This window comes from Salegentibacter maritimus, assembly GCF_016236915.1.
GTDB lineage: Bacteria > Bacteroidota > Bacteroidia > Flavobacteriales > Flavobacteriaceae > Salegentibacter > Salegentibacter maritimus.
Map to the genome: position 1 here is coordinate 1 of NZ_JAEHOK010000085.1, position 211 is coordinate 211.

The 211-nt window shown below is 42.7% G+C and carries 1 protein-coding gene; it reads right to left on the reverse strand.

Annotated elements, in window-relative coordinates; genetic code table 11:
• A partial coding sequence (locus I6U49_RS17355; protein ID WP_198629713.1) for a hypothetical protein occupies nucleotides 1–211 on the reverse strand: 211 nt, incomplete at both ends.

Below are 211 nucleotides of genomic sequence, written 5' to 3' on the forward strand. Positions count from 1 at the left end.
CCGGTGGTATCCTCACACGTTGGTTGTTGCGCAATAGTAGCTTGTGGTTGATTAGGAGTTCCCAGGTTTTCTATGATTACCAAAGCTTCAGAAACAGACTCACAATCGCCATTGTTTGCCTGTACAAAATAAGTACCTGCATCTAATCCGCTGAATTCCCCATTAGCAATCGAATTGCTTACCGGGTTTTGGTTTTCGTCTAAAAGAGTAT